This window comes from Sediminibacterium roseum (assembly GCF_009939005.1).
Lineage (GTDB): Bacteria > Bacteroidota > Bacteroidia > Chitinophagales > Chitinophagaceae > Sediminibacterium > Sediminibacterium roseum.
In genome coordinates this window covers 255,252-268,254 of the sequence record NZ_JAACJS010000012.1, presented here as the reverse complement: position 1 = coordinate 268,254, position 13,003 = coordinate 255,252, and the positions used below count along the sequence as shown (strand labels likewise).

Sequence of the window (13,003 nt, the reverse complement as noted above, 5' to 3'; positions counted from 1 at the left end):
CTAAGCGGGCGTGCCATTCCCCCCAACATTCGTTGGAAGATAGGCCTGCCGCATGCCTTTTACAATGAGGTACTGTGCAAGTCCATACGTAAACATAATGGCGATGTAGACATCTTTGTCCTTATCGAGCATAAACAGGTTTACTGCCACCAGTATGTTTTCCATCATGAAGATCACGGTGCCCGGTACCAGGAAGCGCAACGCTGTTTTCCTGTGCCTTTCGTTGTTGGTTACGTTGATGGCGAAGCCAACGAGGAAGATGAGCGAGAAAAGATAGATCGTTACCGGCATGCGGTAATCGCCCATGCCTTCGGCGAGGCCATTGTAGATCCAGATGGCAAGCGAAGACAGCAACACCAGTGAAACAAAAAAGGGCAAACTCTTACTGAGCCTGAACGGGCTGAGGCACAGAAATGAAATGCTGTAAAACAGGTTCATCAGCATAAAGGCAACCATGCCCGCGAGGAAAAAGGTGTCGTTGATAAGGATAAGAAATACATCCCCGAAAAAGGCAAGAAAGAGCCCGATGTAGAACAGGAATTTTCCCGCGGGTTTTCCAATATTGTCGTCTTTCAACAGAAGATAAGTAAGCAAAAGGGGCACCAGCATCGGTTTGGTAACCGCACGGTACGGGAGCACGAAGTACTGGAACACGAGATGAACCAGCAGTACCAGCCAATATATCGTCAATATTCTTTTGTTGAAAAACGCCTGCATAATTTTCTTTATCGCGCATTATTGTTCTAACACGCTGCCATTCAAGTTTATGACCCGGGTGAGTGAACTTTTATTTGAGTTATTTTGATAAATCCTTTTACCAGGCAGAACTGCGCGGCACCGTATGTTGCCATTACCGCAAGGTCGGCCATGGGTTCGTGCCACGCGAATTTGTTCATCGCCAAAATGCCGTCCGACAAAGCAAACAATGCCGCGCCCGGCATAAAATACATTACCGCGGCCTTTCGTATCAACGCATTCACCGCTGTGCCTGCCGCTGCGATGGCCATTGCACTAATAATGAGCATGTACACAATAATGGGCACCCGTAGGTTGCCCAAATGGTTGAACAGGTGGAACATCACATAACAGCCCAATACGATCATATAGCCTGCCATAGCGGGCATAAACTCCCTGCCACCCGACGGCGTAACCGCTCTGCGCAGCTTTACAAAATAGGCAAGGTTGCATACATGCGTACATATAAAAGCAAACATTCCCGCCAGGAAGAAGATCTCGCCCGAAAAAGCGAGGAACACATCGCCGGCAAACGAACAAACCAATCCTGCTACCACGAGCGGATGCACAATACCTTCCCGCGAAGCGGATAAATACAATAGAAGGAACGGGATCAATACCAGCTTCGACACCATTCGCCAGGGAGCCGGCCCCCAGTAGATACAACACAGGTGGGCCAGCAGCAGTGCCAGGAAAATAAGAGCCCCGTACTTCTTTACAAAATGCATCAGCAGCTTGGTTGAGGTCACCAAAATACTTCATTTATGCGCCGCGTGCTTACGGGTGCTGGAAAAAATAACCGGGAAAAACAGTGTTTCGGCACAAGGGCCCAAAAAAATAAGGGAGCATGGCCGCTGGCTATAGGCTAACAGCTTATTTTCGCGGCATGTTGAGTCATGAAAATGAAGCGTTCCTGCATTTCTGGGAAAAGAACCGGGAGAAAGAAAGAACGAGTGCAAAACCGTTCGTGGTGGGATTGTCTTCCGGTTTTGCCATCGGTGCAGGTGTGATCATCTGCCTGGAAACGGGCTGGTTCACCAGGGCGAACATGGTGGCCAATTCGAGGATGAGCTCGGTCGTATTGCTTATCGCCATCCTGCTTCTCTCCTTTTTCATGGCTTTTTTTTACCGCAAATTCAAATGGGAAATGCAGGAACAGCGGTACCGCGAACTGCTTTCGGCAAAAAACAGGTCCGAAAATCAATCACCAAAGCAGCCTTAACAGCTGAAAAACAGTCTATCTAAAAAAATGTTCATGAAAAAAATCCTTGGCTCCCTGCTTATTCTCTCCCTTCTTTTATTGAATTCGTGTGGTAAGGCGGATACCGGCTGCCAGCCGATTCCCGTGGCGAACGAAAAAGTGCAGTTGCAGGCCTATGCTACTGCCAATGGCATCACCGCTTCTGAAAATCCCAACGGCTTTTTATACGAGATCATCGCCCCTGGTTCGGGCCCGGCCATTACCGTTAACAACACCGTATCGGTGGTATATACAGGTAAACTGATGGATGGGACGGTTTTCACTTCTGTTGCCGTGTCGCAGGACTGGCAACTGAGCAGTGTGATCGATGGCTGGAAATTAGGCATCCCCCTGATCAGGAAAGGCGGCCGCATCAAACTCATTATTCCTTCGGCGCTCGCTTACAGCTGCGGGGGTAACCTGCCGGCCATACCGGGCAATGCGCCGATCTTCTTTGATATTACCGTGAACGATGTGAAATAATCCGTTGGCCCACAGGATCCTGGCCACAGGCTGCATGGGTGAAAATCCCGGGTGCGGCCTGGGCCTGTAACCTGCGCCTTACCCCGTCAAAACTTGTTCCACCTATTTCATTCCCATTCCCCTATCTTTGCCGCTCTAAAAAAATTTGTAAACCGTTACTAATATGCAACTGAAAGGTTTAGTGCGATTTTTTGCGATTGCTTTGATACTCATCTGCCTGTATCAATTGTCCTTCACCTGGTTCGTAAAAAATCACGAAAGTGCGATGGACAAGAAAGCCACAGAATGGCTGAAACGATTCCCCGCCCCGGAAGTTAAGTACCCCGGAAACAAAGAGTTACAGGCCGCTTATGCCGACACACTCGCCGACCTCAAAAAAGAAAGGCTGAAACGCCTGCTCGACAGTACGAAGGATACCAAACTCGCGTTTGGCCTGACCACGTACCGCAGTGCGAAAGACAAAGAGCTGATGCTCGGTCTCGACCTCCAGGGTGGTATGAGCGTTACGATGGAAGTTGGCCTCGACGGATTGCTGAAATCCCTCGCCAACTATACCAAAGACGTAAACTTCAACAAGGCCCTTAGCCAGGCGGTAGCCATCAAGGCAAATACAAGTGCAGACCTTATTTCCCTCTTCCGGCAGGAATTGAAGAAAGTGAGCCCCGATACCAGGCTGGCCACTTATTTCGCCGCCCGCAGCAACGGGAAAGTGAAGATAGATGCCAGCGATGATGCAGTGGCTGCTTACCTGAAAGATCAGGCCACTACTGCTTTCAACACCACTTACAGGATCCTCCGCACGAGGATCGACCGGTTTGGTGTGGCATCGCCAAACATCAACCCCGACCCTGTTAAAGGCTACATCAGCATCGAACTGGCCGGCGTTACCGACAAAGAAAGGGTACGTGCCTTCCTGCAGTCAACCGCCAACCTCCAGTTCTTCGAAGTGTATACTTTCGAAAGCCGCGATATCCAGAACGGCGTGATCGCTGCGGATAAAGCAGTTGAAGATTTCCTCAACGGAACCAAAACCGCAGACACCACAAAGGCTGCCGTAAAAGATACAACCGCAACTGCTGCTGTTGCACCTGCTAAAACAGATACCAGCAAAACAGCGACCCTGTCGAACCTCACGCCTGCAGCCTCTTCAAAATCGAATGCATCTGCAGACAGTCTTGCAAAACAGGCCAACAAAAACCCGGTCGCAAGGTTGATCAGGTTCACACAGCCATCGCAGGATAAAACAGGTAAGGTATATTACCCGGCGGCGCTGGGTTATGTATCATCAAAAGATACCGGTACCCTTAACGATTACCTGAGAATGGATGTGGTGAAAAGCAAGTTCCCATCCAACCTGGTATTTATGTATGGTAAAGCGGAACTGGATGACCCGAATGTGAAAGACATCCTGATGTTGTATGCCATCAAAACGCTCGACAACGGCCAGGCCGAGTTGGGTGGAGAAGGCATCAGTGCAGGACAGGATTTTGACGAGAAAGGCCGCCCTGCCATTAAAATGAACATGGACAAAGCCGGTACCGCGATCTGGGCAAAAATGACAGCCCGCAACGTTGGCAAACCGATCGCTGTTGTACTCGATAATTTTGTTTACTCTGCACCTACGGTGAACGGTGAGATCCCTAACGGAAACTCACAGATCGCAGGTAACTATAGCGTAAAAGAAGCGCAGGATCTTGCACAGATCCTCGAGAGCGGTAAACTTCCTGCCCCTGCGAAGATCATCCAGGAACAACAGGTGGGCCCTACCCTCGGAAAGGCCTCTATCCAGGGCGGCGGATTGTCGTTCCTGATCTCCTTCATCGTGATCTTCGCGTTGATGCTGCTTTACTTTAACACAGGCGGATGGGTTGCCAACATCGCCCTCATTCTCAACCTCCTGTTCACCATCGGTATCCTGAGTGCATTGGGCTTTACGCTTACGGCGCCGGGCATCGCAGGTCTCGTGTTAACGGTTGGCCTCGCGGTGGATACCAACGTAATCATCTTCGAGCGTATCAAAGAAGAACTTACCAAGGGAAAGAGTTACCAGAATGCGGTTAACGATGGTTACAAACGTTCCCTCTCTCCCGTACTGGATGCGCACGTTACCACTTTGCTTACCGCGATCATCCTTGCCTACTTCGGTTTGGGCCCGGTACTCGGTTTCGCAACCACGCAGATCATCGGTATCTTATTGTCGTTGTTCTGCGGAATCATGGTGTCCCGCCTGATCACCGACATCTACATGAACAAGAACCGCCACTTTGAATATTTCACAGGTATCTCAAGAAGGATATTCAAACACGCTTCTTTCAAATTCATCGAATACAGGAAATACGCTTACGCGCTTTCTGTCGTGATCTTTATTGCCGGTATCAGCACCTTCTTCCGTGCAGATGCATTTGATGAAGGGGTTGAGTTCTCCGGTGGACGCAGTTACACCGTGCGTTTTGAAAAAGCGGTGAACGAAGACCAGATCCGCGATGAGCTGAAAGCAGAATTTGGCGAGGCGGTATTGATCAAAACCGTGGATACCAAGAACCAGATCAACATCACTACTTCTTATAAGATCAAGGAAACCGGAAGCAATATCGATTCACTCGTTGAAGCGAAATTGTACAACGGGTTGAAAAACCACCTGGCGCCCGGAACATCGTATGTTGACTTTGACAGGAACTACAAACAAAGCTCGCAAACGGTATTGCCAACCATTTCAGACGATCTGAAAAAAGGTGCAACAAAAGCGGTTGTCTTTGGTATCATCGTGATCTGTTTGTACATCTTCATCCGTTTCCGCGACTGGAGGTATTCACTGGGAACGATCTTCGCATTGCTGCACGACGTATTTGTAACATTAATCGTGTTCAGTTTTGCACGTAAGATCGTGCCGTTCCCGCTCGAAATAGACCAGCACTTCATTGCAGCGATATTGACGGTGATCGGGTTCTCGATGAACGATACGGTGATCGTTTACGACCGTATCCGTGAAGACAGTTCACTGATGAAGGGTTCAGACAATGCAGTGGTGATCAACCGTGCGATCAATGAAACACTGAGCCGTACGATCATGACATCATTGACCGTGTTCCTGACCATCCTCATCCTCTTCATTTTCGGTGGGGAAGTAACACGCGGTTTTGCGTTCGCAATGCTGATCGGGGTTGTTACCGGAACCTACTCTTCTATCTTCGTGGCCGCACCGGTTCTCGTAGATTTTGCGAAGAACAGGCCATTGGGTAAAAAAGCGCCGGAAGCTGCTAAAAAGTAACCAGGGCGATTGAAATAACCAAAAGGGTTAAAGTGGGTCAAACCGCTTTAACCCTTTTGTTTTTTGTACATGGCCATCCTGTCAACAAAAAAGCCACGGTAAAAAACGTGGCTCCTGTTATCGATACTATTTTTAAGACTAGACGGAGAACGATGTTCCGCAACCGCATGTTTTACTGGCGTTCGGGTTGCTGAAAGTAAATCCGCGGCTGTTCAATCCGCCCTGCCAATCCACTTCCATTCCGAACAGGTAGAGTTTGTGGCTCTTGTTCATGATGCACGCCACACCTGCGATCTCGAATTTTTCATCTTCGGGCTGGATGTGATCGAAGCCGAGCACATACGTCATACCACTGCAACCGCCGCCTTTTACGCCAATACGGAGGAACTGCGTTGTATCAAACCCCTCTTCGTTCATCAACCGCCGGATCTCGGCAACTGCGCCTTCTGTAAGGGTTACGGGTGATGTATTTGTTAGTGTTTCCATTTTCTTTTTTTTAGCCGGCCTTCGTTTACCTTGGCCCGGCTCCTATTGGTTGTAAAATTACGAACAATGCGTGGTTTTGCAGGGCTCTCTCCTTACGATACCGGAAAAATCAACTAAAATACCGTGCCCGGGAGGCCATTGTCGGCGCAATATGGCGGTGAACGGGCTTCGGCCTCGAAGAACAACGCTCACCACTCTTTGCTTTACCTTATTTTTGAGAAAAATTACCGGTGGACAATAGCCTTTACCTCATTTTGCTTGTTATCGTAGTAGGTGTGCTTGTTTATTTCTTTGTGATCAAAAGAACGCCCGACGAAAAAAAGACAACCGATGCAAAACCCGCGCATCCCGGTTCTACGGGACTGCAGTTACAGGCGTACGAAAGAATGGCCCTGCTGGTTGACCGCATTACCCTTCCCAACCTGATCAATCGCACCCCACACACGGGTTTATCCGCCCGCGATATGGCGCATGTGCTTACGAGGAGCATACGTGATGAGTTTGATTACAACATCACCCAGCAGATCTACATCACCCCGGAAACATGGAACGCAGTGAAAAACCTGAAAGAGAAAAACCTGCTCATCATCAATCAGGTAACATCGGTGATGCCGCAGGAAGCTACAGGACTTGACCTCAGCAAGGCATTGCTGGAATTCATCATGAACGATCCCAAAAACAACCAGCACGAACTGGTGAGCGAAGCTTTGGGTTATGAAGCGAAACGTTTGTTGTAACAGAGCCGTTGGATGGATGGAATGAAGCAACCAAATCCTGTCACCGGCCCCTCTACCCTGATCCTTGTTACTATGCCAGATAAAAAAATACATACCGACAGCGGAATAGAAATACAAACGCTTTACACCGCAGAATCACCCGGCGCGCAACCACAAACAGAACGCCCCGGGCAATTTCCTTACACAAGAGGGATCCAGCCTGATATGTACCGCGGAAAATTGTGGACGATGCGTCAGTATGCCGGTTTCTCTACGGCGGAAGAAAGCAACAAACGTTATCACTACCTTCTTTCGCAGGGAGTGATGGGGTTGAGCGTTGCCTTCGATCTGCCCACGCAGATCGGTTACGACAGCGACCATGCACTGGCAGAAGGAGAAGTAGGAAAAGTGGGCGTGGCCATTGACAGCCTTGAAGACATGGAACTGCTTTTCAAAGACATCCGGCTCGAACAAGTGAGTACATCCATGACCATCAACGCCACGGGGTTCATACTCCTGGCCTTGTATGTGGCGCTTGCAAAAAAGCAGGGCGCCGATCTGAAGAAGATCACGGGAACGATACAGAACGATATATTGAAAGAATATGCGGCGCGCGGCACCTACATCTATCCACCCAAATCATCGATGCGCATCATCACCGATATTTTTGAATGGTGCAGCAAGGAATTACCGAAATGGAACACCATCTCCATCTCCGGCTACCACATCCGCGAAGCGGGCAGCACCGCCGTGCAGGAGATCGCATTTACGTTGAGCAACGGGAAGGCCTATGTACAGGCGGCGCTGGAAAAGGGGTTGGACATAAATGTGTTCGGCAAACGGCTCTCGTTCTTTTTCAACGCACACAACAATCTCTTCGAGGAAGTTGCCAAGTTCCGCGCGGCGCGCAGGATGTGGGCAAAGATGATGAAAGACCTCGGCGCCACGGATGAAAAAGCGATGATGCTCCGTTTTCACACGCAAACGGGCGGCGCAACTTTAACCGCGCAGCAGCCGTTGAACAACATCAGCCGCGTAACCATCCAGACGCTGGCGGCCGTGCTTGGCGGCACACAGAGCCTGCACACGAACGGGTATGATGAAGCGTTGAGCCTGCCTACAGAAGAAGCGGCCCGCATTGCTTTGCGCACGCAGCAGATCGTTGCGTTTGAAAGCGGCGCGCCCGATACGGTTGACCCCCTGGCAGGAAGTTATTTTGTGGAATCGCTCACCAGCGAAGTGGAAGAAAAAGCATGGGAACTCGTTCACAGGATCGATGCCATGGGCGGCAGCGTTAGCGCCATTGAAGCGGGGTTTATGCAGGATGAGATCGCGCGGAGCGCTTACGAATACCAGCGCAATATAGAAAGCGGTGAGAAGATCATCGTGGGCGTGAACAAATTTACCATCGATAAAGAGACCCCCGTTCCCGGGTTTAAGATCGACGATCACATCCGCGTAATGCAATCCGAAAAACTCGCTGCTTTAAGGGCAAAACGCAACAACGCAAAAACGGAAGAATGCCTGCGTAATATTTCCCTGGCGGCCGGGGAACACAAGAACCTGATGCCGTTTGTGATCGATGCGGTGGAAAATTACTGTACACTCGGTGAAATTGCAGATGAGTTGAGAAAAGTATTTGGCGAATACAGGTAATACACCAGGTGTGATCTGCCGCAACCTCAAATAATTGTTATCTTACAGCAAACAACAACATGAAAAAACAACTTCTGCCCATTCTTCTTTTCACCGCGGTAACTGCCGGCGCACAGAACATGCCCGCATCGTACGAATCGCTCGTTAAAGCCGAGCTTCCCAAAGTGATCGAGTGGCGGCGGTATTTTCACCAGAACCCCGAACTGTCGAACCGCGAATTCAATACTTCTAAAAAGATTGCTGAGCATTTAAAACAACTCGGTATTGAAACAAGGATCGTGGCCGGCACCGGTGTTGTTGGCGTATTAAAAGGCGGACGGCCCGGCGCTGTTGTGGGTTTGCGGGCAGACATCGATGGGTTGCCGGTTACGGAGCGCAATGCGCTGCCTTTCAAGTCGACCGCCACTGCCGAATACAACGGTCAGAAAGTGGGTGTAATGCATGCCTGCGGCCACGACTCGCACATTGCCATGCTGATGGGCACTGCGGAAGTTTTATCAAAGATGAAGGCCGATCTACCGGGCACGGTGGTGTTCCTGTTTCAACCCGCAGAGGAGGGCCCTCCTGCAAACGAAGAGGGCGGCGCACCATTGATGATCAAGGAAGGCGCGATGGACAACCCGAAGATCGATGCGGTATTCGGTATTCACATTGAATCGTTTGGCGACAACGGGAGCATCTATTACAAACCCGAAGCGTTCATGGCTTCATCGGATTGGTTCACGATAAAAGTGAAGGGGAAACAGAGTCATGGTGCAGACCCCTGGAAAGGCATCGATCCGATCGTGGTGAGCTCAAACATCATACAGAATTTACAGACGATTGTAAGCAGGCAGATGGACCTTACGCAGGCGCCCGTGATCATCACGGTAGGAAAGATCAGTGCGGGCGTTCGCCCCAACATCATCCCCGAAGAAGCCGTGATGGAAGGAACCATCCGGACGCTCGACAGCAAGATGCAGAAAGAAGTGCACGAACGCATCCGTAACACGGTAAAGAACATTGCAGAAGTATATGGCGCCACGGCCGAAGTAACGATCGATACAAAAACACTGGTAACTTACAACGATCCGAAACTCGTGGAACGCTCCCTGCCATCCTTACAAAAAGCCGCGGGCAGTGCCCATGTTGTTCCTTACCATTGGGTAACCGGCGCAGAGGATTTTTCTTTTTACGGAACCCGGGCACCCTCCTTCTTCTTCTACCTCGGCGCCCGCAACCCCACCCTTAAAATGGAAGACGCCCCCGCGCACCATACCCCCGATTTTTACATCGACGACAGCAAACTGGATGTTGGGATAAAAGCGTTTTGCCAGTTGGTGTTTGATTTTAAAAAATAACAAAACAGCTTTTATAATTAGGAATTAGAAATTAGGAATTAGGAATTGATGAAGAATCAAAAATCAAGAATCAAGAAAGAATAATAAAGAATGCATTAGAGTTCAGTTAAAAACCGGTGAACGAAACGATACCAGTTCCGGTGGCGCGGCCTCTTTGGGTTCGGTGCCGGGCGAAGCGATGGCAGTCAAGCAGAGGGCAAAGGAGCCGCAGAACCGGAACGAGGCCTAGCGGCCCGAGCGAAACAACCGCGAAAAAAGGCATGACGGGTGTAATGAACGAAGCACCCAGGAAAGAGTTAATTAAATGATCAAATCATAAAACAGTGAAGAGAACACCCGTTGGGTATTAAAAAAATAAAAGAACAACAGCATGAAACGTTTCCTCCTATTTATCCTTGTCACCACCACCCTCACCTCAACCGCGCAAAACAAACTGACACCCGAACAGCTCTGGAAATTAGGCCGTGTAACAGGCCTCGGTATTTCGAAGGATGATCAATACCTGATCTATTCCGTTACCACGCCCAATATCGTCACCAACAAAAGCACACGCAAGCTCTACCTGATGGCAACCAGCGGCGGTGGCTCGGTGGAGATCCCGAACCTGGACAGCGTTTTTGTGAACAGCAAGATCTCATCCAATAAAAAATTCTTTGCCTACGACAGCGCGGTAAGCATTCAACCCGTTACAGGTGCCGAGCTTTACAAAGACCTGCCGAAATCCAACGCATATGTATACAACTCGCTCAACTACCGCCATTGGGATACATGGGAAGACGGCAAGTACGATCATGTATTCGTGGCACCGGTGGTAAACGGCAAACCCGTACGCAGGCAGTCACGCGATCTTCTCTTCAACGAAGCGTACGATTCTCCTACAAAACCTTTCGGTGGCGAAGAAGATTATGTATGGAACCCCGATGGCAGGCACCTTGTTTACGTGGCAAAGAAAAAAACAGGAACCGAATACGCACTCAGCACCAATACAGACCTGTTTGAATACGATGCCGAAAGCGGAACAACAAAAAACCTTACCGAAGAAAACAAGGGCTACGATGTGAACCCGGCCTTCAGCAACAAAGGGCAACTCGCCTGGCTGCAGATGAAACGGGATGGATACGAAGCAGACAAACAGGATCTCATTGTATTTGATGGCAAAACAAAAACAAACCTCACCCAGCACCGCGACGATATACACGTGGAGAGCTTCCGATGGAGCAGGCGTGGCGACAGCATTTACTTTATTGCACCGATAGATGGAACGCTTCAACTGTTTGTTGTGAACGATGCGGGCGCTACAAAATCAGCGCCTGTTATCAGGCAGATCACCAAAGGTGATTTTGATGTGAGTGCGGTGATCGGCGAAGCAGACAACCTTGTATATGTTGCGCGCAACGATATGAACCAGGCCACCGAGATCTACAAAGTGGATCCATCGAATGGCCGGTTTGAGCAGATGACCAATGTGAACACAGAAGCGTACGCAAAGATCGCAAAGAGCAAAACAGAAAGAAGATGGGTAACCACAACCGATAACAAAAAAATGCTGGTATGGGTGATCTATCCGCCGGGTTTTGATGCATCGAAAAAATACCCGACGCTGTTGTATTGCCAGGGCGGGCCTCAATCGCCTTTAACCCAGTCCTATTCATTCCGCTGGAACTTTCAACTGATGGCGGCGCAGGGCTACATCGTGGTGGCACCGGCGCGCAGGGGAATGCCGGGCTTCGGAACAAAATGGAACGAAGAAGTAAGCAAAGACTGGGGTGGACAGGTGATCAAAGATTACCTCAGCGCAATCGACGATGTTTCAAAAGAAAATTATGTAGATAAAAAACGCCTCGGCTGTGTAGGCGCAAGCTTTGGCGGTTACTCGGTGTTTGCCCTGGAAGGTTTGCACGAGGGACGTTTCAAAACATTTATATCGCACGACGGCATATTCGATTTCAGGAGCATGTACGGAACAACAGACGAAATGTTTTTTGAAAACTGGGAAAAAGGCGGCGCATACTGGGATAAGAACAATGCAGCGGCACAGCGATCCATGAGCCAGTCGCCCAGCAATTTTGTCGACAAATGGAACACACCCATATTGATCGTGCAGGGCGGCCGCGACTACCGCGTACCCGTAGAGCAGGGCCAGCAGGCTTTCCAGGCCGCACAGCTCAAAGGCATCAAGAGCCGCTTTCTCTATTTGCCTGAAGAAAACCATTGGGTGCTTACTGCACAAAACGCAATGGTTTGGCAAAGGGAATTTTACAAATGGCTGGATGAAACCCTGAAATGAGTACGCAATACAATGAACAAGAAAATGCTTCTGTGTACCGCAACGTCCGCAGAAGCATTTTTTTTACGATACGGGTTATGCTCTTGCTCGCATCGATCTTCTGCGCAGGCAACGCCGATGCGCAGAAGCCCGATAAGAACCTCGATTTTTGCTACTGGAAATATCCCGATACCGTGGCGGCAAGAAACGGTTTCAAAAAAGCCTACCCGTTTTACCGGCTGCACAACAACGATACACTGGTAGATATTGGCGCGGCAAGCGGCGGTCTGGAAGGGGCGCTGGCCAGTTTCATGACAGAAAAAAATGTGCATTTTGTTCTGGTTGACATCGACAGCAACTGTCTCAATGAAACCAAGCTCCGCAACGTACAGACTTATTATTCGCAGGTGAAAGGTGCGCCATTGAATGCAACATTCAGTATGGTACACAATACGCCCGACAGTCTCTTCCTCCCTTTGCACAGCTATGGAAAGGTTTTGATCTTTAACACGCTGCATGAGATACCGGACCAGGCAAAAATGGCGAGGCAGATCTCGGACATCATGTACACAGGCGGTGAATTGATCGTGGGCGAAGCATTGTCGAGACCCGGCCATCGCATACACGGCGGTTGCCGCCAGGCGTTGCTGGATGAAAAGGAGATCCAGGCATTGTTCGAATCGAATGGATTTCGCCTGCAGGAGACATTGATGAACCCGGGAGAGCTTAAGAAAACGGTGAACCCGTTGATGCTGGCGAGGTTTGTTAAGCTGTGACCGCGACCCTGGTCCGCGTTAAAAATCTTATATTAGG

General features: G+C 49.7%; 11 protein-coding genes. 8 read left to right on the top strand and 3 right to left on the bottom strand.

The window, feature by feature from the left end; translation table 11 throughout:
• Positions 1-717, bottom strand: coding sequence for a lysoplasmalogenase (locus tag GWC95_RS09460; RefSeq protein WP_161818459.1), 717 nt, complete (start codon positions 715-717; stop codon positions 1-3).
• Between the two features lie 47 nt (positions 718-764).
• A complete protein-coding gene (locus GWC95_RS09455) occupies positions 765-1,484 on the bottom strand; it encodes a lysoplasmalogenase (protein WP_161818458.1) in 720 nt (239 codons plus the stop codon).
• A gap of 98 nt (positions 1,485-1,582) precedes the next feature.
• Here GWC95_RS09455 and GWC95_RS09450 point away from each other — a divergent pair, with 98 nt between their 5' ends.
• The 3 genes from GWC95_RS09450 (at position 1,583) to secDF (ending at position 5,726) form a co-directional block, all read left to right on the top strand.
• Positions 1,583-1,957 carry a hypothetical protein gene (locus GWC95_RS09450; protein WP_161818457.1) on the top strand — a complete coding sequence of 125 codons (375 nt, stop codon included), beginning with the start codon at positions 1,583-1,585 and terminating at the stop codon, positions 1,955-1,957.
• A gap of 33 nt (positions 1,958-1,990) precedes the next feature.
• Positions 1,991-2,458 carry an FKBP-type peptidyl-prolyl cis-trans isomerase gene (locus GWC95_RS09445; RefSeq protein ID WP_161818456.1) on the top strand — a complete coding sequence of 156 codons (468 nt, stop codon included), beginning with the start codon at positions 1,991-1,993 and terminating at the stop codon, positions 2,456-2,458.
• Positions 2,459-2,621: 163 nt separating this feature from the next.
• Entirely contained in the window at positions 2,622-5,726 is a 3,105-nt protein-coding gene (gene secDF, locus GWC95_RS09440; RefSeq protein ID WP_161818455.1) for a protein translocase subunit SecDF, read from the top strand.
• A gap of 138 nt (positions 5,727-5,864) precedes the next feature.
• Here secDF and GWC95_RS09435 read toward each other — a convergent pair whose 3' ends face one another.
• On the bottom strand, positions 5,865-6,212 hold the full coding sequence (locus GWC95_RS09435; protein WP_161818454.1) for a HesB/IscA family protein: 348 nt from the start codon (positions 6,210-6,212) through the stop codon (positions 5,865-5,867).
• A gap of 230 nt (positions 6,213-6,442) precedes the next feature.
• Between GWC95_RS09435 and GWC95_RS09430 the strand changes: the two genes are divergently transcribed.
• The 5 genes from GWC95_RS09430 (at position 6,443) to GWC95_RS09410 (ending at position 12,966) form a co-directional block, all read left to right on the top strand.
• The gene (locus GWC95_RS09430) at positions 6,443-6,949 is read left to right on the top strand and encodes a DUF7935 family protein (RefSeq protein WP_161818453.1); all 507 of its coding nucleotides are present in this window, start codon (positions 6,443-6,445) and stop codon (positions 6,947-6,949) included.
• A gap of 72 nt (positions 6,950-7,021) precedes the next feature.
• A complete protein-coding gene (locus GWC95_RS09425) occupies positions 7,022-8,584 on the top strand; it encodes an acyl-CoA mutase large subunit family protein (RefSeq protein WP_161818452.1) in 1,563 nt (520 codons plus the stop codon).
• A 59-nt stretch (positions 8,585-8,643) separates the two neighbouring features.
• Entirely contained in the window at positions 8,644-9,924 is a 1,281-nt protein-coding gene (locus GWC95_RS09420) for an amidohydrolase (protein WP_161818451.1), read from the top strand.
• 370 nt (positions 9,925-10,294) lie between these two features.
• Entirely contained in the window at positions 10,295-12,211 is a 1,917-nt protein-coding gene (locus GWC95_RS09415; RefSeq protein WP_161818450.1) for a S9 family peptidase, read from the top strand.
• On the top strand, positions 12,208-12,966 hold the full coding sequence (locus GWC95_RS09410) for a class I SAM-dependent methyltransferase (RefSeq protein WP_161818449.1): 759 nt from the start codon (positions 12,208-12,210) through the stop codon (positions 12,964-12,966). Before GWC95_RS09415 ends, GWC95_RS09410 begins: the two co-directional genes overlap by 4 nt.
• Positions 12,967-13,003: the final 37 nt, after the last annotated feature.

Bases quoted from the DNA above. Each gene is read 5' to 3' on its own strand.
- GWC95_RS09410 (WP_161818449.1), top strand. From the start codon at position 12,208: ATGAGTACGCAATACAATGAACAAGAAAATGCTTCTGTGTACCGCAAC.
- GWC95_RS09420 (WP_161818451.1), top strand. From the start codon at position 8,644: ATGAAAAAACAACTTCTGCCCATTCTTCTTTTCACCGCGGTAACTGCC.
- secDF (WP_161818455.1), top strand. From the start codon at position 2,622: ATGCAACTGAAAGGTTTAGTGCGATTTTTTGCGATTGCTTTGATACTC.
- GWC95_RS09415 (WP_161818450.1), top strand. From the start codon at position 10,295: ATGAAACGTTTCCTCCTATTTATCCTTGTCACCACCACCCTCACCTCA.
- GWC95_RS09425 (WP_161818452.1), top strand. From the start codon at position 7,022: ATGCCAGATAAAAAAATACATACCGACAGCGGAATAGAAATACAAACG.
- GWC95_RS09450 (WP_161818457.1), top strand. From the start codon at position 1,583: ATGGCCGCTGGCTATAGGCTAACAGCTTATTTTCGCGGCATGTTGAGT.
- GWC95_RS09460 (WP_161818459.1), bottom strand. From the start codon at position 717: ATGCAGGCGTTTTTCAACAAAAGAATATTGACGATATATTGGCTGGTA.
- GWC95_RS09435 (WP_161818454.1), bottom strand. From the start codon at position 6,212: ATGGAAACACTAACAAATACATCACCCGTAACCCTTACAGAAGGCGCA.
- GWC95_RS09445 (WP_161818456.1), top strand. From the start codon at position 1,991: ATGAAAAAAATCCTTGGCTCCCTGCTTATTCTCTCCCTTCTTTTATTG.